Source organism: Streptomyces sp. NPDC040432 (assembly GCF_055595445.1).
This window is the reverse complement of sequence record NZ_JBVIVP010000005.1, coordinates 18649-41124: the sequence shown is the minus strand read 5'-3', so window position 1 is coordinate 41124 and position 22476 is coordinate 18649. Positions and strand designations below refer to the sequence as shown.

The 22476-nt window shown below is 72.9% G+C and carries 17 protein-coding genes and 1 riboswitch; of the genes, 13 read left to right on the top strand and 4 right to left on the bottom strand.

What is annotated here, in order from left to right:
- Positions 1 to 23: 23 nt before the first annotated feature.
- The gene (gene mfd, locus ACZ58N_RS13040; RefSeq protein WP_471158411.1) at positions 24 to 3554 is read left to right on the top strand and encodes a transcription-repair coupling factor; all 3531 of its coding nucleotides are present in this window, start codon (positions 24 to 26) and stop codon (positions 3552 to 3554) included.
- Positions 3555 to 3623: 69 nt separating this feature from the next.
- Here mfd and ACZ58N_RS13035 read toward each other — a convergent pair whose 3' ends face one another.
- Both ACZ58N_RS13035 and ACZ58N_RS13030 read right to left on the bottom strand, forming a co-directional pair.
- Entirely contained in the window at positions 3624 to 3797 is a 174-nt protein-coding gene (locus tag ACZ58N_RS13035) for an Rv0909 family putative TA system antitoxin (protein WP_471158409.1), read from the bottom strand.
- 168 nt (positions 3798 to 3965) lie between these two features.
- Complete coding sequence (locus tag ACZ58N_RS13030; protein ID WP_471158407.1) at positions 3966 to 4745, bottom strand: hypothetical protein; 780 nt, start codon at positions 4743 to 4745, stop codon at positions 3966 to 3968.
- A 167-nt stretch (positions 4746 to 4912) separates the two neighbouring features.
- Between ACZ58N_RS13030 and ACZ58N_RS13025 the strand changes: the two genes are divergently transcribed.
- From ACZ58N_RS13025 to ACZ58N_RS13015, 3 genes are all read left to right on the top strand, one after another.
- The gene (locus tag ACZ58N_RS13025; RefSeq protein WP_471158405.1) at positions 4913 to 7009 is read left to right on the top strand and encodes an N-6 DNA methylase; all 2097 of its coding nucleotides are present in this window, start codon (positions 4913 to 4915) and stop codon (positions 7007 to 7009) included.
- A 109-nt stretch (positions 7010 to 7118) separates the two neighbouring features.
- Positions 7119 to 7766 carry a hypothetical protein gene (locus ACZ58N_RS13020; protein WP_471158403.1) on the top strand — a complete coding sequence of 216 codons (648 nt, stop codon included), beginning with the start codon at positions 7119 to 7121 and terminating at the stop codon, positions 7764 to 7766.
- Positions 7763 to 9274 (top strand): protein kinase domain-containing protein, encoded by a 1512-nt coding sequence (locus ACZ58N_RS13015; protein WP_471158401.1) that lies wholly within the window; start codon positions 7763 to 7765, stop codon positions 9272 to 9274. The genes ACZ58N_RS13020 and ACZ58N_RS13015 overlap by 4 nt, the downstream gene beginning before the upstream one ends.
- 22 nt (positions 9275 to 9296) lie before the next feature.
- On the opposite strand, the gene ACZ58N_RS13010 is transcribed toward ACZ58N_RS13015, so the two are convergent.
- A complete protein-coding gene (locus ACZ58N_RS13010; RefSeq protein ID WP_471158399.1) occupies positions 9297 to 11741 on the bottom strand; it encodes a YfhO family protein in 2445 nt (814 codons plus the stop codon).
- Between the two features lie 177 nt (positions 11742 to 11918).
- Between ACZ58N_RS13010 and ACZ58N_RS13005 the strand changes: the two genes are divergently transcribed.
- Complete coding sequence (locus ACZ58N_RS13005; RefSeq protein ID WP_471158397.1) at positions 11919 to 12545, top strand: SurA N-terminal domain-containing protein; 627 nt, start codon at positions 11919 to 11921, stop codon at positions 12543 to 12545.
- Positions 12546 to 12612: 67 nt separating this feature from the next.
- Entirely contained in the window at positions 12613 to 13626 is a 1014-nt protein-coding gene (locus ACZ58N_RS13000; protein ID WP_471159203.1) for a nucleoside triphosphate pyrophosphohydrolase, read from the top strand.
- 51 nt (positions 13627 to 13677) lie between these two features.
- Here the strand turns inward: ACZ58N_RS13000 and ACZ58N_RS12995 are convergent, their stop codons facing one another.
- On the bottom strand, positions 13678 to 14880 hold the full coding sequence (locus ACZ58N_RS12995; protein ID WP_471158395.1) for a globin domain-containing protein: 1203 nt from the start codon (positions 14878 to 14880) through the stop codon (positions 13678 to 13680).
- Positions 14881 to 15001: 121 nt separating this feature from the next.
- Here ACZ58N_RS12995 and ACZ58N_RS12990 point away from each other — a divergent pair, with 121 nt between their 5' ends.
- The 7 genes from ACZ58N_RS12990 to ACZ58N_RS12960 all read left to right on the top strand — a co-directional run bounded on the left by ACZ58N_RS12990 (position 15002) and on the right by ACZ58N_RS12960 (position 22380).
- Positions 15002 to 16276, top strand: a complete 1275-nt coding sequence (locus tag ACZ58N_RS12990) for a cytochrome P450 family protein (RefSeq protein WP_471158393.1) — start codon at positions 15002 to 15004, stop codon at positions 16274 to 16276.
- 114 nt (positions 16277 to 16390) lie between these two features.
- A complete protein-coding gene (locus ACZ58N_RS12985) occupies positions 16391 to 17437 on the top strand; it encodes a transglycosylase family protein (protein ID WP_471158391.1) in 1047 nt (348 codons plus the stop codon).
- 274 nt (positions 17438 to 17711) lie between these two features.
- Positions 17712 to 17882: riboswitch (cyclic di-AMP (ydaO/yuaA leader) on the top strand.
- A gap of 2 nt (positions 17883 to 17884) precedes the next feature.
- Positions 17885 to 18637, top strand: coding sequence for a transglycosylase family protein (locus ACZ58N_RS12980; RefSeq protein ID WP_471158389.1), 753 nt, complete (start codon positions 17885 to 17887; stop codon positions 18635 to 18637).
- Between the two features lie 297 nt (positions 18638 to 18934).
- Positions 18935 to 20221, top strand: coding sequence for a phosphopyruvate hydratase (eno, locus tag ACZ58N_RS12975; RefSeq protein WP_281203559.1), 1287 nt, complete (start codon positions 18935 to 18937; stop codon positions 20219 to 20221).
- A 106-nt stretch (positions 20222 to 20327) separates the two neighbouring features.
- On the top strand, positions 20328 to 20816 hold the full coding sequence (locus ACZ58N_RS12970) for an FtsB family cell division protein (protein WP_471158387.1): 489 nt from the start codon (positions 20328 to 20330) through the stop codon (positions 20814 to 20816).
- Positions 20817 to 20875: 59 nt separating this feature from the next.
- Positions 20876 to 21442, top strand: a complete 567-nt coding sequence (locus ACZ58N_RS12965; RefSeq protein ID WP_471158385.1) for a DUF501 domain-containing protein — start codon at positions 20876 to 20878, stop codon at positions 21440 to 21442.
- Positions 21439 to 22380, top strand: a complete 942-nt coding sequence (locus ACZ58N_RS12960) for a Ppx/GppA phosphatase family protein (RefSeq protein ID WP_471158383.1) — start codon at positions 21439 to 21441, stop codon at positions 22378 to 22380. The genes ACZ58N_RS12965 and ACZ58N_RS12960 overlap by 4 nt, the downstream gene beginning before the upstream one ends.
- Positions 22381 to 22476 lie beyond the last annotated feature (96 nt).

Genomic DNA, 22476 nt, shown 5'->3' with positions numbered 1-22476 from the left:
TCACCGGACGGAAAGCCCCCTTCATGAGCCTGCACGGACTGCTCGACGCCGTCACCCGGGATCCCGCCCTGACCGAGGCGGTCACCGCGGCCGGGGACGGCAACCGGATGCACGTGGACCTCGTCGGCCCGCCCGCCGCGCGGCCCTTCGCGATCGCCGCGCTGGCCCGGCGCACCGGGCGCACGGTGCTCGCCGTGACGGCCACCGGGCGCGAGGCGGAGGACCTGGCCGCGGCGCTGCGGTCGCTGCTGCCGCCGGACGGGGTGGTGGACTACCCCTCCTGGGAGACGCTGCCCCACGAACGGCTGAGCCCGCGCAGCGACACCGTCGGCCGCCGCATCGCCGTCCTGCGCCGGCTCGCCCACCCGAGCGCGGACGACCCGGCCGCCGGACCCGTCTCGGTGGTCGTCGCGCCGATCCGCTCCGTGCTCCAGCCGCAGGTCAAGGGCCTCGGCGACCTGATCCCCGTCAGCCTGCGGCAGGGGCAGAACGCCGACCTCGGCGAGGTCACCGCCGCCCTCGCGGCGGCTGCGTACGCGCGCGTCGAGCTGGTCGAGAAGCGCGGCGAGTTCGCGGTGCGCGGCGGCATCCTGGACGTGTTCCCGCCCACCGAGGAACACCCGCTGCGCGTCGAGTTCTGGGGCGACGACGTCGAGGAGATCCGCTACTTCAAGGTCGCCGACCAGCGGTCCCTGGAGATCGCCGAGCACGGGCTGTGGGCCCCGCCCTGCCGCGAGCTGCTGCTCACCGACGAGGTGCGCGGGCGGGCCGCCGCGCTGGCCGAGCTCCACCCCGAGCTGGGCGAACTGCTCGACAGGATCGCCGAGGGGATCGCCGTCGAGGGCATGGAGTCCCTCGCCCCCGTCCTCGTCGACGACATGGAACTGCTGATCGACGTCCTGCCCGCCGGGGCGATGGCCGTGGTCTGCGACCCGGAGCGGGTCCGCACCCGGGCCTCCGACCTGGTGGCGACGTCGCAGGAGTTCCTGATGGCCTCCTGGGCGGCCACGGCCGGTGGCGGCGAGGCCCCCATCGACGTCGGCGCGGCCTCCCTGCGGGGCATCGCGGACGTCCGCGAGCACGCCCGCGAGCTCGGCATGATGTGGTGGTCGGTGTCGCCGTTCGCCGCCGACGAGGACACCCTCGGCGGGGACACCCTCAAGCTCGGCATGCACGCCCCGGAGGCCTACCGCGGCGACACCGCCCGCGCGCTCGCCGACACCAAGGGCTGGATCGCCGACGGCTGGCACACCGTCTACCTCACCGAGGGCCACGGCCCGGCCGCCCGTACCGTCGAGGTCCTCGGCGGCGAGGGCATCGCCGCCCGCCTGGAGTCCGGCCTCGCGAAGCTCGAACCGTCGATCGTGCACGTGGCCTGCGGTTCCCTGGACAACGGCTTCGTCGACCCGGCCCTGAAGCTGGCCGTCCTCACCGAAACCGACCTCACGGGCCAGCGCACCGCGACCAAGGACCTCGGTCGGATGCCGACCAGGCGCCGCAAGTCCGTCGACCCCCTCACCCTGGAGGTCGGCGACCACATCGTCCACGAGCAGCACGGCGTCGGCCGGTACGTCGAGATGGTGCAGCGCACCGTGCAGGGCGCCACCCGCGAGTACCTCCTCGTCGAGTACGCCCCCGCCAAGCGCGGCCAGCCCGGCGACCGCCTGTACATCCCCACCGACCAGCTGGAACAGGTCACGAAGTACGTCGGCGGCGAGGCCCCGACCCTGCACCGGCTCGGTGGCGCCGACTGGACCAAGACCAAGGCGCGCGCGAAGAAGGCCGTCAAGGAGATCGCCGCCGACCTGATCAAGCTGTACAGCGCCCGTATGGCGGCCCCCGGCCACACCTTCGGCCCGGACACCCCCTGGCAGCGCGAACTGGAGGACGCCTTCCCGTACGCGGAGACGCCCGACCAGCTCACCACCATCGCCGAGGTCAAGGAGGACATGGAGAAATCCGTCCCGATGGACCGGCTGATCTGTGGCGACGTCGGCTACGGAAAGACGGAGATCGCCGTCCGGGCCGCCTTCAAGGCAGTCCAGGACGGCAAGCAGGTCGCCGTGCTCGTCCCGACGACCCTGCTCGTGCAGCAGCACTTCGGCACGTTCTCCGAGCGGTACGCGCAGTTCCCGGTCATCGTGAAGGCGCTGTCCCGCTTCCAGAGCGAGACCGAGTCGAAGGCCACCCTCGAAGGACTCAAGGACGGCTCGGTCGACCTCGTCATCGGTACCCACCGGCTGTTCTCGCAGGAGACGAAGTTCAAGGACCTGGGCCTGGTCATCGTCGACGAGGAACAGCGCTTCGGCGTCGAGCACAAGGAGCAGCTGAAGAAGCTCCGCGCCAACGTCGACGTGCTGACCATGTCCGCCACCCCGATCCCGCGCACCCTGGAGATGGCGGTGACCGGCATCCGCGAGATGTCGACGATCACCACCCCGCCGGAGGAGCGGCACCCGGTGCTGACCTTCGTCGGCCCGTACGAGGAGAAGCAGATCGGCGCGGCGATCCGCCGCGAGCTGCTCCGCGAGGGCCAGTGCTTCTACATCCACAACCGGGTCGAGTCCATCGACCGGGCGGCCGCGAAGCTGCGCGAGATCGTGCCCGAGGCGCGGATCGCGACCGCGCACGGCCAGATGTCCGAACAGGCCCTGGAGCAGGTCGTGGTGGACTTCTGGGAGAAGAAGTTCGACGTCCTGGTGTCGACGACGATCGTCGAGTCCGGCATCGACATCTCCAACGCCAACACCCTCATCGTCGAGCGCGGCGACAACTTCGGTCTCTCCCAGCTGCACCAGCTGCGCGGCCGTGTCGGCCGTGGCCGCGAGCGCGGGTACGCGTACTTCCTGTACCCGCCGGAGAAGCCGCTCACGGAGACCGCGCACGAGCGGCTCGCGACGATCGCCCAGCACACCGAGATGGGCGCCGGCATGTACGTGGCGATGAAGGACCTGGAGATCCGCGGCGCGGGCAACCTGCTGGGCGGGGAGCAGTCCGGTCACATCGCGGGCGTCGGCTTCGACCTGTACATCCGGATGGTCGGTGAGGCGGTCGCGGACTACCGGGCCGCCGTGGAGGGCGGTGTGGAGGAGGAGCCGCCGCTGGAGGTGAAGATCGAGCTGCCGGTCGACGCGCACGTACCCCACGACTACGCGCCCGGCGAGCGGCTGCGCCTCCAGGCCTACCGGTCCATCGCCGCGGCCAACTCCGAGGCCGACATCAAGGCGGTGCGGGAGGAACTCACCGACCGCTACGGCAAGTTGCCGGAGCCGGTGGAGAACCTGCTGCTGGTGGCGGGACTGCGGATGCTCGCACGGGCCTGTGGGGTCGGCGACATCACCCTCCAGGGTCCCAACATCCGCTTCGGGCCCGTGGAGTTGCGCGAATCGCAGGAGCTGCGGCTGAAGCGGCTCCACCCCGGGACGGTGCTGAAGCCGGCCACCTCGCAGGTGCTGGTGCCGAGGCCGAAGACCGCGCGGGTCGGCGGCAAGCCGCTGGTCGGGCGGGAACTCCTCGGCTGGACGGGGGAGTTCCTCACCACGATCCTCGGCTAGTGACCGGGTGCGCACGCGCGGGGAGGGCGTCGGCCGTGGCCGACGCCCTCCCCGTTCCGCGGGCGGGTGTTACTTGGTGGGGTCGTCGTCGATACCGAGGCGCTTCTCGGCCTGCTGCTGGGCCTTGTCGATCTGATCGGCGTACTTGTTGCCGGTCCTCTCGTTGGCCTCCTGCTCCAGGTTGTCCGAGATGTCCTTGCCCTTGGTCCTGGCCTGGTCCTTGAACCTGTCGAAAATCCCCATGCGTACGCTCCCTTTGATGCCCCTTTTGTGACGTTACGCCGGTTGCGGCGGGTTCGCTCGTCCGAGGTCGGGGCCGCCGGTCCGGCGTTCCGCGAGGTGCGGGGTTCCTTCGATCGGCATCCGGTCGGTGACGGGGCGGGGAACGGTGTCCGGCCGGTGGGCCCGGGGTCAGGACTTCTTCCAGGTCGCGCAGCCCGTGGTCTTGAAGTAGGCGTCCTTCGCGGAGATCGTCACGACGGCCGGGCCCTCGGGGTTCTCGTTGGCGATGATGGAGTCCAGTTCGTGGTCGGCCGACTTGGAGCGCTCCCAGTAGCAGCCCGCGGCGCCTTCGGCGAGGCCGGTGGACTTGTAGGTGCCCGGGGCGATGTCGGAGCCCACCTTGTACATGCCGCCCTCGCCCGAGAACTCCGTCTTCGGGGCGGTGCCCGCGGCCTTGGGGTCGACGGCCTCCCAGTCCTTGCAGCCGGAGGACTTGAAGATCTTGTCGGTGGCCTCGATGGTCACGTAACTCGCGCCGGTGACGTTGTCGTTGGCGATGATCGACTCCAGTTCGGCGTTGGAGTCCTTGGCCCGTTCCCAGTAGCAGCCCAGGCCCGTGTTGCCGGTGGTGCGGTAGGTGCCGGGCTTGACGTCCCCCGGGACCTGGAAGGTGCCGCTGCCGCGGATCGCGGCCTTCTTCTCCTCGGCCTTCTCCTCGGCCGGCTTCTGGCTGCTCTGCCCGCCGGGCCCGTCGCTCGACTTCGCGCCCGGCTGCCCGCTCTGCGCGCCGGCGGAAGAGGCCCCGGGCGTGCCCCCGTCCGTCTTCGCGCTCGCGGCGGCGGTCGGCTTCCCTCCCGTGGTGGCGTCCGTTCCGGTGCAGGCGCCGACCGTGACGAGGGCGAGGAGCGCGCCGCAGCCCGTGAGCACCTTGTTCCGGGCGGATCGGCTCTGGTGCGGGGTGTGGGACATGGAGTGCTCCTGACTGAACTCGGTTTCGTACGCGGCTGGTTGCTCGCGACGCCGTGCGACGGGATCATCACAACAGAGCCTGTGAACCGAGTCAACAAGATTCATTGCTTTGCTTTGGATTCACGCTGTGAAGTGGTCGTCTTCGTGTGCGCCGGTATGCTCCCGGCATGTTGGAGGAGAGCCCCGCAGAGGTCACCGCAGAGGTCACCGCAGAGATCGCCGCCGAAGTCACCGCAGAGGTCACCGCCGCCGAGATCGCCCGCCTGGCCGGCGTCGGCCGCGCCGCCGTGAGCAACTGGCGCCGCCGGCACGCCGATTTCCCCAAACCCGTCGGCGGTACCGAGACCAGCCCCTCCTTCGCCCTGCCCGAGGTCGAGGACTGGCTCCGGACCCAGGGCAAGCTCGCCGAAGTGCCCCTGCGCGAAAGGGTCTGGCAGCAGGTCACCGCCCACCCCGGCGGAGCCGTCTCCGCGCTCGTCGAAGCGGGGGCCGCGCTGCTCGTCGTACGGGACCGGCCCGCCGAGTGGCTGGAGCTGACCGCGGTCTCCGACCCCCGCATGGCCACCCTGCTCGGCCCCGTCCGCGACCGGGTCCTCACCGCCCGCCTCGGCCCCGGCCACCCCCTCGCCGACACGGCGCCCCGGGCCGCCGACATGCCGTTGCTGCGGGCCGCCGCCGAACTCGCCGCCGGACCAGGGGCCCACAAGGCCTTCGAGTTCCTCCTCGGCCGTCACCTCGACGCCAACCCCCGGCAGTACACCCTGACCCCCGACGGCTGCGCCGCCCTGATGGCAGCCCTCGCCGGACCGGGCGTCCGCAGCGCGCTCGACCCCGCCTGCGGAACCGGCGGCCTGCTGCGCGCACTGACCGGCGCCACCACCCTGCACGCCCAGGACGCCTCGCCCGAACTGGCCGCCCTCACCGCGCTGCGCCTGGCCCTGCACGGCTCCGCCCAGGTCCGCGCGGCGGCCGCCGACAGCCTTCGCGCCGACGCCTTCGCCGAGCCCGCCCTCGACGCCGTCCTGTGCCACCCCCCGTTCAACGAACGCAACTGGGGACACGAGGAACTCGCCTACGACCCCCGCTGGGAGTACGGCCTCCCCGCCCGCACCGAATCCGAACTCGCCTGGATCCAGCACGCCCTCGCCCACCTCCGCGAGGGCGGCACCGCCGTCCTGCTGATGCCCCCCGCCGTCGCCGCGCGCCGCTCCGGCCGCCGCATCCGCGCCGACCTGCTGCGCCGGGGCGCCCTGCGGGCCGTCATCGCCCTCCCCGCCGGGGCCGCCCCGCCCTACGGGATCCCGCTCCAGCTGTGGGTGCTGCGCCGGCCCGCCCCGCACGCCCCGGCCCCCACCGGACTGCTGCTGGTGGACACCGCGGGCCTGGCCCCCGACGGCCAGGCCCGGGCCGCGTGGCCCGCCGTGCACGGAGCGGTCCTCGACGCCTGGACCACGTACGACCGCACGGGCGCCGCCGACCTGCCCGGGCTCGGCCGCGTCGTGCCCGTGGTCGAGCTGCTGGACGACGACGTCGACCTCACCCCCGCCCGCCACCTCCCCCCGCCCGGCACCGGGGGCGGCCCCGCCGAACTGGCCGCCGTCCGCGAACGCCTCACCGAGAGCCTCACCCGCGCCGCCCGGCTCACCCCGCCGCCCGCCCCCGCCGACGCGGCCCCCGCCCGACTCCCGCAGACCACCATCGGTGAACTCGCCCGCGCCGGAGCCCTGCTGCTGCACACCGGAACCGGCACCGGCAGCGCCGCCGGCCCCGACGCCGACGAACCACCGGTGCTCACCGAGCACGACGTGTACGCGGGCACCGCCCCCTCCGGCACGCTCGCCACCGGCCCCGAGGAAGCCTTCCTCGCCGCCCCGGGCGACGTCGTCGTCCCCGTCGTCGGAGCGGCCGGCGCCGCCCGCGTCATCGGAACGGACACCGCGAGCGGCGCCGGCGCGGCACTCGGCCGCAACGTGCAACTGCTGCGCCCCGACCCCGCCGCCCTCGACCCCTGGTTCGTGGCCGGATTCCTGCGCGGCACCGCCAACACCCGGCGCGCCAGCAGCCACGCCTCCACCGCCACCCGCCTCGACGTCCGCCGGTTGCGGCTGCCCCGGCTGCCCCTGGCCGAACAGCGCCGCTACGGAGCCAGGTTCCGGGAGCTCGCCGAGTTCGAGGACGCGCTGGCGCGCGCGGCACGGCTCGGGGAGCAACTCGTCCAGGGCCTGTACGACGGCTTGTCGGACGGATCCGTCCCGCCGGGGTGACCCCTGTGCAGCGACCCTGCAACGGTTGGGTCCATCCCCTCACGGACGGCCGGAAAGGCTGTATACGCTCAGACCCGCAAACCGTCCGCACGGCCCGTCAGGAGCACCGATGCACGCCCCCGGCATCCCGCCGCAGCAAGGCCCCCACGGCCACCGTCCCACTTCCTCCACCGTGGTGACGCTGCGCGTGCTGTTCGCGGTGCTCCCCGTGATCAGCTGCGGCTTCCTCGCCTGGGGCGCGATGCTGCGCCTGGCCCTGGTGACCCGCAAGACGCGCGACTGGGTCCTGCTCGTCGTCAGCGGCGTGCTCGCCGTCGTCTGGATGACCTTCATCCAGCTCGACCCGACCGCCGAGACCAACGGCTGGCAGGGCAACCTCGGGGCCGGTGGTTCGATCCTCACCGGCTTCGCGACCTGCGTCTACTTCCTCATCGTCGACATCAAGCACCACGAGGCCCTGGCAGCGGCGGGCCCCGCCCGGGGCTGGTACCCGCAACCCGCCCAGCCCCCGTACATGCCGCCGCAGCAGCAGACCAACCCCGCCTACGGGTACCCGCCCGCGCACACCCCGGTGCCCACCCCGGCGCCCAGGCCGCCGCAGAACCCGCCGCACGCGACGCCGCCGCCCAGGATCGGGCAGGTCCGCGCCGAGCTCGACGAGCTCAGCGAACTCCTGCGCCGTCCGCAGCAGCCGCCGCAGCCCGGGGGCCCGTACCAGGACCCCAACGACACGGCCCGCCAGGACCGTGACAAGTGACCGAGGAACGCCTGATCGGTGAGCGCTACCAGCTCGCCACCATCCTCGGACAGGGCGGCATGGGCCAGGTCTGGACGGCCTACGACCGCCGCCTGGACCGCCGCGTCGCCGTGAAACTGCTGCGCCCCGACAAGGTGGCCGGCCCCGGCACCGTCGCCGAGGAACTGCGCCGCCGCTTCGTGCGCGAATGCCGCGTCACCGCCCAGGTCGACCACCCCGGGCTGGTCACCGTCCACGACGCGGGCAGCGACGGCGACGAGCTGTACCTCGTCATGGGCTACGTCGAGGGCTCCGACCTCGCCGACCACCTCGCCGAGCACGATCCCTACCCGTGGCCCTGGGCCGTGTCCGTGGTCGCGCAGCTGTGCGCCGTCCTGTCGGCCGTGCACGCGGTGCCGATCGTCCACCGCGACCTGAAGCCCCGCAACGTGATGATCCGCCCCGACGGCACCGTCCTCGTCCTCGACCTCGGCGTCGCCTCCGTCATGGACACCGATACCACCCGCCTCACCAGCACCGGATCGCCCATCGGCAGCCCCGCCTACATGGCACCCGAGCAGGCCATGGGCGGCGCCGTCGGCCCGTACACCGACCTCTACGCCCTCGGCGTGCTGCTGTACGAACTCCTCAGCGGCAACGTCCCCTTCGCCGGCTCCACCGCCCTCGGCGTCCTCCACCGGCACCTGTACGAGCCCCCGCTCCCCGTGCGCGGCGCGCGCCCCGAGATCCCGCAACAACTGGAGACGCTCCTGATGCGCCTCCTCGCCAAGGACCCCCAGGACCGGCCCGGCTCCGCGCAGGAGGTCTACGAGGCCCTCGCCCCGCTGCTGCCCGCCCGCGGCAGCCGCGGGCCGGCCGGGCCGCTCGACCCGACCCGCCCCTTCCTGCGCCCCCAGGCCCCCTGGCCCGACCGTGCGGCCGTCGTCCCGCCCCGGCCGGCCGACCCGCCGGCCCCGCCCCGGCCCGACATCCCCGGCGCGGTCGACGAGGCCCGCAAGCTCCTCGACCAGGGCCGCCTCACCCAGGCCGTGGACATCCTCGGCGGCATCCTGCCGGCCGCCGCCGCCGAACACGGGGAACACTCGCCCGTGGTCCGCTCCCTGCGCAAGCAGTACGCGGCCACCCTGATGGACGACGGCCAGTACCGCCGGGCCCTGCCCGAACTGCGCCGCCTCGCCGACGAGTTCCCCGCGGGCGACGCCCAGGCGCTGCGCTTCCGCTACGACGCCGCCCAGTGCCTGGAGCAGCTCGGTGAACCGGCCGCCGCCCTCGCGGAGTACCGGTCGCTGCTCCCGCTCTTCGAGAACCACTACGCCAACCCGGACCCGGGCCTGCCCCTGGAGGTCCGCCGCCGGATAGCGCACCTGCTGCTCTCCCTCGGGGACCGGCAGGGCGCCCACGACACCCTGGTCCGCCTCCTGTTCGACGCGGACCGCGTCCACGGGCCGGGCCACCCCCTGCCCGTGGAGGTCCGCCGCACCCTCCAGTGGCTGGGCCAGGTCCGCTGACGCGCCGGCCCGGCCCGTCGGCTCAGACGGCCGGGCCCCACCGGCGCCGGTGGGCCGCGCCCAGCAGGACGGCCAGTGCCGCCGCGGCCACCGCCGCCCCCGGCAGCAGTCCCGGCGGGCGGAACCCGCAGTCGAGGGCGGTGGTGCGGCCGTCCAGCTCCACGGCGACCAGGCCCAGGCGCGCGCCCGCGGGGCGGCCGTTGCAGCTCCAGCCCGCGACGGCCGGCACCGACAGGACCGCCGTGCCCGTGCTGCCCGGGGGCAGGGTCGCGCGCACGCCCGAGGCGGAGACGTGTACCGAGGTGGCGGCCGAGGCGCGCAGCGCGGACACCGCCGCGTCCAGCCGGGGCCGGTCCAGGCACGACAGGCTCCAGGCCGCCGGTGCGGGCCGGTCGAAGACCAGCTTCGAGGCGGGACCGTGCGAGACGCCCATCGGCTGGAGCGCGGCCCGGTTGCGGGGCGCCCAACCGTTCAGGCGGAAGGCGGGGCCGTCCGCGAGGCGGGCCGTGGCGTTGTACTCCGGCGCCCAGAGGAAGGCCTCGGTGCCCGCCCGACAGATCCCGGGGGCGACCGGATCCTCGTAGACCCGTGCGCCCAAAAGCAGTTCCTGGTTGGCGAACGGCGAGTCCCCGTAGGTGGGGGACGGGCCCGCGGGACGGACCGTCACCAGCGGCGGGACGTCGGCGCGGGCCACGCTCCCGTCGGGCCGCAGCCGGGCACCCACCGCGAACACCGCGTCCGTCACCGGGCTGTCGAGGCTCTGGACGTTGCGGCCCCGCGAGGTCCAGCCCGCGCCCAGCGCCGCCATCGAGCGGGTGAACACGTCCGGGGTGTGACTGCTGTAGTACGAGCCGCCCTCACCGCCCAGCAGCATCGGGTCGTTGCCCGACAGCGCCGGCCGGCCCGGGTCGGTCCGGTACGCGGGCCAACCGTCGGCGTCGGCCAGGGCCGCGGCGCGGGCGGTGTGCTCGGCGCCCCACGACGGGTAGTCGTCCAGCCCGCCCAGCTTCCCCCTGTGCCCGTAGGCCGCCGTCGCGGCGGCCTGCGCCCCCAGCACCGCGATCAGCAGGGTCGCCGCCACCGGCGCCGCCCGCCGCCGCCCGAGCGTCCACCACGCCCAGGCGGACGCCGCCAGCCCGACGCCGAAGAGGGTCGTGCCCCACCCCGTCGTCAGTCCGCTCCCGGCCGCCGCCACCGCGACGGCCGCCACCAGGACGGCCGCGCCACCGGCGAGGGCCCGCACCCCGGGCAGCCCCGCGGCCAACCCCGTCCAGGCGGCGATCACCACGATCCCGGCGAGGACGAAGGTCTGCCGGTACGGGCTGCCGTTCGGCGTCGCGAAGACGTGCCAGGCCAGATGGGTCGGCGCCCACTGCAGGGACACCAGTACGGCGGCCACCAGCCCCGCCCACCACCACCGGGTCCGGGCCGGCAACGCCCGGTGGAACGGCAGCGCCGCCACCAGCAGCAGGATTCCGGTGCCCACGAACAGGGCGGGGGAGGAGAAGGAGTACGTCCCCGGCAGCAGCCGCGCCGCCAGGTCCGGCCACGGCACGGGCCGGAACTCCTTGAACCAGCCCGGGTAGGCCTGCTTCGAGCTCAGGAGCAGGGGCACCAGCAGGGGAGCCGTAAGAGCCGTCCCCAGCAGCGTCGTCACCGCCGCCCGCCCGCACACCCGTACCCGCTCGCGGACGTCGTCCCGGGTCAGCACCACCCGGACGAGCAGGACCAGCCCCGCGCCCAGCGTGGCCATGTACGCGGTGTAGAAGTTCGCCGTCCAGCACAGGGCCACCACCAGCGCCCCCGCCACCGGCCGGCGCGTGCGCAGCGCCCATTCCCCCGTCAGGCACAGGAGCGGGAAGGCGATCAGCCCGTCCAGCCACATCGGGTTGTAGGACGCCTCCAGCACCGACCAGCCGCACAGCGCGTACGAGGCGCCCAGCAGGCCCGCCGCCCAGCGCGGCCCCCGCCGCTGGGTCCGCAGCAGCCAGGCCATCGCCGCGGCGGCGGCGGCCGTCTTGAGCACGGTGACCACGTACACCGCGAGGTCGATGTCGGCGCGCGGGAAGAACGCCACCAGGACGGCGAAGGGACTGGACAGGTAGGTGCCCAGGTCCGGCAGGAAGCTCGTGCCGTACCCGGAGCGCCAGTTGAGGAGGAGTCCGCCCTCGGCCCGCCCGTGCAGCAGGTCCCACAGCTGCGCGTGGAAGGGGACGAACTGGTTCCCCAAGTCGTTCACGCTGCGGTGGCGCGGACCGTACGGGAAGACGCGCGCGGCGGCGTCCCCCGCGCAGACGGCAGCCGTCGTGATCAGGGCCGCCAGGGCGGCCCCGGCGAGGCCGGCGCGCCGGTCGGACCCCGGGCGGGGACCGGCCGCCGCGGAGTGGGTCGGGGCCTGCCCGGCGTCCGGCGCGGGGTCCTGCCCGGGTGCCGCGGAGCGGTGCGGGGCGTGCTGCGATGTCGACATGGTGGGTCGACCTTCCCAGGAACGGAGGGCCCGGTGGTGGCCGGGGAGTGAACTCGCACCCCAACACCCCCGGAATCGTTGGTCGAACCGGTGGCTCGGGCCACCCTGACTGCATACCATCGATCACCGCACGGCCCTTGTGCACCGACGCACAATCTCCCGGCCCTGGAGGCTCCTTTGCACCGTCGCACAGCGCTCTCCGTCTCCGCCGCCCTGCTCGTGGCGGCCCCCCTGCTGTCGGCCTGCTCGGGCGGCACCCGCCCCGGCACCGCGGCCGTCGTCGGCGGGGAACGCATCACCACCTCCGCGCTCCAGGCCCAGGTGAACGACGTCCGCACCGCGCAGAACCGTTCCGAGCAGGGCGCCCAACTCATCGAGGCCACCGCCGGCCTGGAACGCACCAAACTCAACAAGATGATCCAGAGCGCCGTCCTGGAGCATGCGGCCGAGGACGCGGGCGTCTCCGTGACCACCAAGGAGATCGAGGGCGTCCGCAAGGCCCAGCTCCAGCAGGCGGGCGACGAGAAGACCCTGGAGGCGGCGGCCCTCCAGCAGGCGCAGCTGGCGCCCGGCCAGATGGACGACGACGCCCGCTTCAAGCTGCTGCGCGACAAGCTCTTCGCGCACTACGGCAGCCAGGAGAAGGCCCTGGCCCAGCTCGGCGCGGCCGCGAAGGCCCTCGACATCGAGGTCAACCCGCGCTACGGCCGGTGGGACGCCCAGCAGATCCTGCTCGGCGACCAGGAGACCCCGTGGATCACCCAGCGCACCCGGCCCGAGCAGGCTCCCCCCGCCGGGGCCTGAGCCCGCGCGGCGGAGGTAGGTTCGGAGGGTGACCGACCACACCGCCGAACCCGCCCCCGCCGCTCCCGTGCCCGCCGAGGGGGACGCCCCCGTCCCGGCCGGCCGGATCGTGCTGCTGACCGCGAGCCACCGGGTCGCCCCCGGACTGCTGTCCTGGCCCGCCTGGCAGACCCTGCACGGAGCGGACCGGGTGCTGTGCGCCGACCCGGGTCATCCCCAGTTGCCGTACCTGCGCGAGGCGGGCGTCACCGTGGAGCGGGCGGCCCCCGACGCGCACGAGCTGGTCGAGGCCTGCGCCGGCGGCCGCACGGTCGTGGTGATCCCGGGCGGGGAGGGCGACGGCCGGCTCACCGACGGCCTGGCCCGCCTCGCCGGGTCCGGCCGCGTCTCCATGCCCGACCTGGAACTGCTGCCCGGCTCGTACGACCTGCCCGGCGCCCGGCTGCTCGACGTGGTCCAGGTGATGGACCGGGTCCGGCGCGAGTGCCCCTGGACCTCCCGGCAGACCCACGAGGGGCTGGTCAAGTACGCGCTGGAGGAGGCGTACGAGCTGGTGGAGGCGATCGAGGGCGGGGACCGCGCCGAACTGCGCGAGGAACTCGGCGACGTCCTCCTCCAGGTCGTCTTCCACGCCCGCATCGCACAGGAGGGTGCGGAAGCCGAAGCCGACCCGTACGGCGACGGGGACGGCGACGGGCCGTTCTCGATCGACGACGTGGCCGGGGACCTCGTCGACAAGCTGATCCGTCGGCACCCGCACGTCTTCGGCGACGAGAAGGCCGACACCCCGGAGGAGGTCCACGCGCACTGGCAGGCCACCAAGGCCGTCGAGAAGCAGCGCGCGTCGGTGACGGACGGGATCCCACTGGCCCAGCCCGCCCTCGCCCTCGCGGCCAAGCTGGCGGGCCGGGCCCGGGCGGCGGCGGTGCCCGTGGAACTGCCCCGGGGCGAGGGGATCGGCTACGAACTGCTGGCGCTGGCGGCGCGCGCCGAGGAGGCGGGAACCGACCCCGAGACGGCGCTGCGCGCGGCGGCCCGCGCCTACCGGGACACGATCCGGGCGGCCGAGGGCGTCGGGTAGCGCTCCGGCGGGGGAGCCCGGCGGAGCGTCGGGCGGGGGCCGGGCGGCCCCTCAGCCATCGTGCGGGGAGCGTCCCGACGGGTTGTGCCAGTGCGTGGCGGGCCGGTTCAGGAACCACTCGCCGAAGCCCGTCGGCCGGTTCGGGGCGGCACCGACGGGGGGAACGGCGTCGTGGAAGAGGCGGTCCGGGCGGGCCCCGAGCCCTTCCAGCAGTTGAACGGTCTCGTCGACGAACTGCGGCGGTCCGCTGAGGTGGACGTCCTGCTCCGGCCAGAGCCCCCGGTTGCTGAGCGCGGTCGCCAGCCGGTCGGTCGCCTGGTTGCGGTGCCGGCCCGGGGCCGGCGTGATGTAGGTGACGGCGAGCCAGCCCAGTGAGGCGGCGTACGCGTCGATGAGCGGCCGGTCGTAGAGGTGCGCGGCGTCCCGGGCGACCACGAAGAGCCGTACGTCGTGGTCGGGAGGCCGTTCGACCAGGTCCTCCAGCATGGCGCGGACGGGTGCCCAGCCGGTCCCGGCGGCGATGAGGGTGAGGGGCCGGTCGGCGCGGCGCAGGATCGCCGACCCGCCGGGGGCGCCGAGCCGTAGGCGTTCGCCGGGTCGGACGTCGCGGACCAGGGCGGTGCTGAGCCTGCCGCCCTCGACGCGGCTGACGTGGAGATCGACGGTGTCGTCGGCGCGGGGCGCGTTGCCCAGCGAGTACGTGCGCCAGGTGGTCGGCACGCGCGCGCTGCTCACGCTCACGTACTGACCGGGAAGGTGGGCGAGGGGGGCGTGCGGCCGCAGGGTCAGTACGGCGATGTCCTCCCCGTACTGGAGGTGTCGCACGATCTCGGCGTCCCACCAGGGCGGTGAGTCGTCGGCGGCGGCGCCGGCCGTCATCACGTCGGCGATCACCTGGTAGGCCTCGGCCCAGGCCTTCTCGGTGGCCGGGTTCCACGCCTCGCCGGAGGTCTCGGCGAGCGCGGCGAGCAGGCTGGCGCCGACGGCCGCGTAGTGCTCGGGTCCGACGAGGAACTTGCGGTGGTCGCGGCCGAGGTCCTGGAGGTAGGGGACGAGGGTCTCGTCCTCCAGGCGCGAGATCACATGGGTGAGGGCCGCGAAGAGCCGGTCCCGCTGCCGCTCCATGTCCTCGGAGGCGGCCGGGAAGAGCTCACGGATCCCGGGGTTGTGCCAGAACAGGTGGGCGTAGAAGTACTTGACCGCGTGCTCGGCCCTCCTCTCCACCACCGCGAAGCTGCTTTTCAAGATCCTCACATCCACAAAACCGAAAGTAGGAACGGCGGGGAACGGGACGTCAAGGGATGGCCGATCTACGGACAGCCCCGACGAACACCCCATATCGGATCGCCGGTACGGTCCGGGATACGGTCTGCGGGTGCATGAGCAGACCTCCGCGACCCCGGCCGATCCGCCCTCCACCGAGGGTCCGACCCTCTTCGACTGGGAGTTCGCGACCGACCCCTACCCCGCCTACGCCTGGCTGCGCGAGCACTCCCCGGTGCACCGCACCGCGCTCCCCAGCGGGGTCGAGGCCTGGCTCGTCACCCGCTACGCCGACGCCCGGCAGGCGCTCGCCGACCAGCGCCTCAGCAAGAACCCGGCGCACCACGCCGGACCCGAGCACGCCAGGGGCAGGACCGGCATCCCGGGGGAGCGCAAGGCGGAACTGATGACGCACCTGCTGAACATCGACCCGCCGGACCACACCCGACTGCGCCGGCTGGTGTCGAAGGCGTTCACGCCGCGCCGCGTCGCCGAGTTCACCCCGCGCGTGCAGGAGCTCACCGACCACCTGATCGACGCCTTCGCCGCGAAGGGGGAGGCCGACCTCATCCACGAGTTCGCCTTCCCGCTCCCCATCTACGCCATCTGCGAGATGCTCGGCGTACCGCGCGAGGACCAGGACGACTTCCGCGACTGGGCCGGGATGATGATCCGCCACGGTGGCGGTCCGCGCGGCGGGGTCGCCCGCTCCGTCAAGCAGATGCGCACCTATCTCGGGGAACTCATCCACCGAAAAAGGGACGACCTGGGCAATGACCTCATCTCCGACCTGATCCGGGCGAGCGACCACGGCGACCACCTCACCGAGGCCGAGGCCACGGCGATGGCGTTCATCCTCCTGTTCGCCGGCTTCGAGACGACCGTGAACCTCATCGGCAACGGCGTCCACTCCCTCTTCATGAACCCGGAGCAGCGCGCGCGCCTCCAGGCCTCCCTCGCGGCCGGCGAGAGCGGCCTGCTGGAGACCGGTGTCGAGGAACTCCTGCGCTACGACGGCCCGGTGGAGCTGGCGACCTGGCGGTTCGCGACCGTGCCGCTGACCCTCGGCGGTCAGGAGATCGCGGCCGGCGATCCGGTGCTGGTGGTCCTCGCGGCGGCGGACCGCGACCCCGAGCGGTTCGACGATCCGAACACCCTGGACCTGTCCCGCGGTGACAACCAGCACCTCGGATACGGCCACGGGATCCACTACTGCCTCGGCGCCCCGCTCGCCCGACTCGAAGGGCAGACGGCGCTCGCGACTTTGCTGACGCGTCTGCCGGATCTGGAACTTGCCATTCCCCCCACGGACCTGCGCTGGCGCGGCGGACTCATCATGCGTGGCCTGCGCACGCTTCCTGTTCGATTCACACCCCGAAACAACTGAGGCGCATTCCGACGCCGTCTGATCACACGTCAGTCACCGACCGAACTTGTGACAATCGTTCGAAGGCCGCTAGGTTCTGCCGTTACCCCGCCGTTATGCGAAAGGTGCAGCCTCATGCGTTCCGGGAACGGCCGCCACAGACGCCCCCGCCAGGTACCCGCCCTGGTCGTCACCGCCGGAGTCACCGGCTCCGCACTCGCCCTGCCCCTGCTCGCCGCGACGAACGCGAGCGCGGCCGACACGTCCACCTGGGACAAGGTGGCCGACTGCGAGAGCGACGGCAGTTGGAGCGCCAACTACGGCAGCGGTGAGTACGGCGGGCTCCAGTTCACCCAGGAGCAGTGGAGGAACGCGGGCGGACTCGCCTACGCGGAGCGCCCGGACCTCGCCAGCCGCTCCCAGCAGATAGCCGTCGGCGAGAAGGTGCTGGCCTCGCAGGGCCCCCAGGCGTGGCCGCTGTGCGCCGCCTCGGCCGGTCTGACCCAGCAGGGCCCGGCCGCCGCGGTGGATCCGGGTGACCCCCGGCCCGCCGGTCCGGTCACCCCCACGCCCGTCCGGCCCGAGGGTTCGGTGCCCGTCGCCGGCTCCGAGCCCGCCGTCGACTTCGGGGCGCCGACCCCGCAGCCGGGCCAGGAGGGCCCCGCCACCGGTCCGACCGGCCTGCCGGACTACCCGCTGGGCCCCACCAGTGGACTGCCCGTCATGCCCGACCCGGTCTCCCCGGCCCCGTCCACGGACCCCACGGTCCCGCCGACGACCGTGCCGCCGACGACGACCCCGCCGACCACGGCGCCCACCACCCCGGTGGACCCGACGGCCCCGGCCACCCCGACCGTTCCGGGCGACCCCACCGCCCCGGTGGACCCGACGGCCCCGGCCACCCCGACCACTCCGGGAGCCACGCCCACGGCCGTGCCCGCCGGTGTGGTCGACGGAGCGGGCAAGCACCGCGGTCCGGCCGCCGTGGAGGCGCCGGGCGCTTCTGACGCCGCGTCGAAGCCCTCGTACACCGTGAAGGCCGGCGACAGCCTCACCGCGATCGCCGACGCCAAGGGTCTCAAGGGTGGTTGGGGCGAGCTGTACGCGGCCAACGAGCAGGTCATCGGGAAGGACGCCGACCTCATCAAGCCGGGTCAGAACCTGGATCTAACCAAGGAATAGGGGCAGTTCGGCCACCCGGAAAGAGCTGAATGTCCGTTATCGGCAAATGAGACATGCGTCTCTTCCGATCAACTGGCGTGTCTCATTCCGGAACTTCCACAAACCCGCCCCTCACCTGCGTAAACGTACTTTTGAGGATGGCAAGTAGGCCGGTTTCTCCCTGATGTCGCGCGTTGAACATCAGGGGGAGACCTGTCTACCTTCTGAGTCGCTCGCCACCGCGAGCTCCTTCGACCGCATCGCCGAATCCTGCCGGCGGACGGGGGGAACAGTCGTCGCGCAAGCGCCGAAGGCAGGAGCGGGGGAACCAAGGTAGGCGCCGGGAAAGGCCGTTGGGAGACGGCTGTATACCGGCTTGGGGTTAAGCCACGTGCTCGACACGTGACCGGGCAACTCATCCGCCCGAACCCGACAGCTCACCTCGAAGGCGTCGGTGAGGAGAACTCCATGCTGCTTTCCGGCAAGGGCAAGCACCGTCGCGGCTCCAAGGCCGTCCGTATCGTCACGCTCGCCGGTGTCGCCGGTGTCGCCGTCGCGGCCCCGCTGATGGCCGCCGGTACCGCGAGCGCCGCGACCGTCTCCGAGTGGGACAAGGTCGCGCAGTGCGAGTCCGGTGGCAACTGGGCCATCAACACCGGCAACGGCTACTACGGCGGCCTGCAGTTCTCGGCCTCCACCTGGGCCGGCTACGGCGGCAAGGCGTACGCCGCCACCGCCAACCAGGCCAGCAAGTCCCAGCAGATAGCCATCGCCGAGAAGGTCCTCAAGGGTCAGGGCAAGGGCGCCTGGCCGCACTGCGGCAAGGGCCTGTCCAACGCCGCGTACAACGGCGGCGGCTCGACCACCACGCCCGCCAAGCCGAAGCCTGAGACGAAGCCGGCCAAGCCCGCCCCGGCGAAGCCCGCGAAGCCGGCCACGCCCGCCAAGCCGAGCACGCCGAAGGCCGAGCCGAAGCGCACCGAGGTCCCCGTCTCGCGCTCCGAGCGCGTCGAGACCCCGGCCGTCAAGCCGCAGGCCCCCAAGACCGAGGCCCCGGCCACCGGCAACGGTTCCTACGTCGTCAAGGCCGGCGACACCCTGGGCACCATCGCCCAGGCGAACGGCGTCAAGGGCGGCTGGGAGAAGCTCTTCCAGCTGAACAAGGACACCGTCAAGGACGCCGACCTGATCTTCCCGGGTCAGAAGCTGAAGCTCAGCTGAATTCCGGCATAACACCGCATCACCCGCGGTCCCCGCACGATGCCCACCGCCCGGCGCGTATCCCCTCACGCGCCGGGCGGCGGCATGTCCGGGGCCCGCTCCGACCGGCCCTTCGTGGACCGGAAGCCGTTTCTTCAAGAGACCTATGTCCTGGAACGGGGGCATTCAGCCCCTATTTCGTCCCAGGACCCGGGCGGTCGGCGGGCCCAGTGCCCGGAGCCGGTTAGGCTCTAGGCGGCAAGGCCATCCCACGGCCTGACACGCCACCGCACACCCAGCGTCACATCCCAGAAGGAGATGCTCGTGCCGTCCATCGACGTCGTCGTAGCCCGGGAAATCCTGGACTCCCGAGGCAACCCCACGGTCGAGGTCGAGGTGGGCCTCGACGATGGCAGCACCGGCCGTGCTGCAGTTCCGTCCGGCGCCTCCACCGGTGCATTCGAGGCCATCGAGCTGCGTGACGGTGACCCCAACCGTTACTTCGGCAAGGGTGTCGAGAAGGCCGTCCTCGCCGTCATCGAGCAGATCGGCCCGGAGCTCGTCGGCTACGACGCCACCGAGCAGCGCCTGATCGACCAGGCCATGTTCGACCTGGACGCCACCGAGAACAAGGGCTCCCTCGGCGCCAACGCCATCCTCGGCGTGTCCCTCGCCGTCGCGCACGCCGCGTCCGAGGCCTCGGACCTGCCGCTCTTCCGCTACCTCGGCGGCCCGAACGCGCACCTGCTGCCCGTTCCGATGATGAACATCCTCAACGGTGGGTCGCACGCCGACTCCAACGTGGACATCCAGGAGTTCATGATCGCCCCGATCGGCGCGGAGTCCTTCTCCGAGGCGCTGCGCTGGGGTGCCGAGGTCTACCACACCCTCAAGAAGGTCCTCCACACCAAGGGCCTCTCCACCGGCCTCGGTGACGAGGGCGGCTTCGCCCCGAACCTGGAGTCCAACCGCGCCGCGCTCGACCTCATCGTCGAGGCCATCAAGCAGGCCGGCTACGTCCCGGGCAAGGACATCGCGCTCGCGCTCGACGTCGCCGCGTCCGAGTTCTACAAGGACGGCAAGTACGAGTTCGAGGGCCAGTCCCGCTCGGCCGCCGAGATGACCGAGTACTACGAGGAGCTCGTCTCCGCGTACCCGATGGTCTCCATCGAGGACCCGCTGTACGAGGACGACTGGGCCGGCTGGAAGACCCTCACCGACAAGCTGGGCACCAAGGTCCAGATCGTCGGCGACGACCTCTTCGTCACCAACCCGGAGCGCCTGGCCCGCGGCATCGAGGAGGGCTCCGCCAACGCCCTGCTCGTGAAGGTGAACCAGATCGGTTCGCTGACCGAGACCCTCGACGCCGTCGAGATGGCCCAGCGCAACGGCTTCAAGTGCATGATGTCGCACCGCTCCGGCGAGACCGAGGACGTCACCATCGCCGACCTCGCCGTCGCCGTGAACTGCGGCCAGATCAAGACCGGCGCCCCGGCCCGCTCGGACCGCGTCGCCAAGTACAACCAGCTGCTGCGCATCGAGGAGATCCTCGACGACGCCGCCGTGTACGCGGGCCGCTCCGCCTTCCCGCGCTTCAAGGGCTAAGGGCCAATCAGCGCCTCGCGGCGCCGGCCTCCGTACGTCCCCGCACTCGGTCCCGTACCGTGTGCGGGGACGTATTGCGTAGCGCGCACTCAGGGGAGGCGGGACCATGACCGGGAACCGGGACCGGTTCTCCACCTTCTCGACCGCGACCAGGCTCAAGCAGCTCGGTGAGCGGACCGCCGCGCACGTCTACCGCTCGCAGTCGCGGCGCCACGTCCGCCGCAGCCGACTCACGGGCCGGGCCGCCCTGCTCGTCCTCGTCCTCTGTACCCTGGTCGTCGCCCTCGCGTACCCGATGCGCCAGTACGTTTCCCAGCGCTCGGAGATCGCGGACCAGCAACGGGCGGCGGTCGACGCGTACAAGCGCCTCGAACAGCTCCGTGACGAGAAGGCCCGCTGGCAGGACCCGGCCTACGCCGAGCAGCAGGCGCGCAAGCACCTGCACTTCCTGCGTCCGGGCGAGACCGGCTACATCATGAACGACCCCGGGGCCGAGGCCTCGGAGCGCCGCCGCGGCGGGGAGGCCGGTTCCGACCGGCCCTGGTACTCCAACGTCTGGGACGGGGTCGACAAGGCCGACCGTCCCGGCGACTGAACGCGTACCCGCCCGTCCCGCACCCACCACCCACGACACCGAAGAGACTTCCTCCAGGCATGCAGACGCCCCCGCCCCAGACCGACCGGACCGAGCCGACCGACGCGGACATCGAGGCGTTCGAGCAGCAGCTCGGCCGCCCCCCGCGCGGACTGCGCGCCATCGCGCACCGCTGCCCCTGCGGGCAGCCGGACGTCGTCGAGACCGCGCCCCGGCTCCCCGACGGCACCCCCTTCCCGACGCTGTACTACCTGACGTGCCCGCGCGCGGCCTCCGCGATCGGCACGCTGGAGGCCAACGGCGTGATGAAGGAGATGCAGGCCCGGCTCGCCGAGGACCCGGAGCTCGCCGCCGCCTACCGGGCCGCGCACGAGGACTACATCCGGCGCCGCGACGCCATCGACGTGCTCCAGGGCTTCCCGAGCGCCGGCGGCATGCCCGACCGGGTCAAGTGCCTGCACGTGCTCGTCGGCCACTCCCTGGCCGCGGGTCCCGGCGTGAACCCGTTCGGCGACGAGGCACTGGCGATGCTGCCCGAGTGGTGGGCCAAGGGCGCCTGCGTCACCCCCTGCGGGGGGAAGAAGGCCGAGGAGAAGGCGGCGGAGAACACCGAGGGGTCCCTGTGACCCGGGTCGCGGGCATCGACTGCGGCACCAACTCCATCCGCCTGCTCGTCGCCGACTGCGACCCCGACACGGGCGCGATGACCGAGCTGGACCGCCGGATGACCGTCGTCCGGCTCGGCCAGGGCGTGGACCGCACCGGCCGGCTCGCCCCGGACGCGCTGGAGCGCACCTTCGCCGCCTGCCGCGAGTACGCCGCGGTGATCAAGGACCTCGGTGCCGAGCGGGTCCGCTTCGTGGCCACCTCGGCCTCTCGGGACGCCGAGAACCGGGACGACTTCGTCCGTGGCGTCCTCGACATCCTGGGCGTCGAACCCGAGGTGATCTCGGGGGACCAGGAGGCCGAGTTCTCCTTCACCGGCGCCACCAAGGACCTCACGGGCGCGGGCGAACTGGAGCGTCCCTTCCTGGTCGTCGACATCGGCGGGGGTTCCACCGAGTTCGTCGTCGGCGAGGAACACGTACGGGCGGCCCGGTCCGTCGACGTCGGCTGCGTCCGGATGACGGAACGCCACCTCATGGCGGATGGCGTCGTCTCCGACCCGCCCACCCCGGCGCAGGTCGCCGCCATGCGCGCCGACATCGAGGCGGCCCTCGACCTCGCCGCCGGGACCGTCCCGCTGGCCGAGGCCCGCACCCTGGTCGGCCTGGCCGGCTCGGTGACCACGGTCGCCGCCATCGCGCTGGGCCTCACCGCGTACGACTCCGCGGCGATCCACCACTCGCGGATCCCCTACGAGCGGGTCCGCGAGATCACCGGCCGCATGCTGACCTCCACCCACGCCGAACGCGCCGCGATCCCCGTGATGCACCCCGGTCGGGTCGACGTCATCGGCGCGGGCGCCCTGGTCCTCCTCGCGATCATGGAGCGCACCGGAGCGCGCGAGGTCGTCGTCTCGGAGCACGACATCCTCGACGGCATCGCCTGGTCCCTGGTCTGACCGCGCCGCACCTCGCGGCGGACGAACAGCGGTCCTGATCTGCCGCACGGCTGAACGGCGGTGCTCCGGTGAGTCCACCGGAGCACCGCCGTTCAG